This window comes from Aminobacter sp. P4_D5, assembly GCF_056401815.1.
This window is the reverse complement of record NZ_JBFUIP010000939.1, coordinates 1-626: the sequence shown is the minus strand read 5'-3', so window position 1 is coordinate 626 and position 626 is coordinate 1. Positions and strand designations below refer to the sequence as shown.

Annotated in this window: 2 pseudogenes; both read left to right on the top strand. The window is 64.7% G+C overall.

The window, feature by feature from the left end:
• Window positions 1–298 (top strand): annotated as a pseudogene (locus tag AC1DWF_RS35920) (ABC transporter ATP-binding protein); the annotation flags it as partial.
• A gap of 30 nt (window positions 299–328) precedes the next feature.
• Window positions 329–626, top strand: a pseudogene (locus AC1DWF_RS35915) (Gfo/Idh/MocA family protein); the annotation flags it as partial.

Here is a 626-nt window from a genome sequence, read left to right as displayed (position 1 = left end):
GCTGCTGATGGACGAGCCCTTTGCCGCGCTGGACGAGATCACACGGGACCGCATGGGCATCGAACTGATGCGCGTCCATGCCGCCTTCCGCAAGACGGTGCTCTTCGTCACGCATTCGCTAGCCGAGGCTGTCTTCCTCTCCGACGCCATCGTGCTGATGACGCCCCGCCCGGGACGCATTGAGCGCATCATCCAGGTGGATCTACCGCGCCCGCGGCTGCCTGAGCTGCGCCTCACGGACGAATTCGCGCGCATGGTGGCCGAGCTGAACCGCGAGCTTTACCGGATGATGGCGTAGCGCCACGCCTGAACCACACGGGAGAAGTATATGGCCACGCGCCGCCTCGGAATCATCATGCACGGCGTCACCGGCCGCATCGGGACGAACCAGCACCTCATCAACTCCGTCCTTGCCATCCGCAAGGAGGGCGGGCTGCTGCTGGCCAATGGCGACCGGTTTTTGCCCGACCCCATCCTGGTCGGGCGTAATGCGGAGAAGCTGACGGCTCTCGCCACCGCTACCGGCATCACGCGCTGGACCACCGATCTCGATGCCGCACTGTCCAATTCGGAGGATGAGCTCTTTTTCGATAGTGCCTTCACCTTCTCCCGGCCCGCCCTCGCGC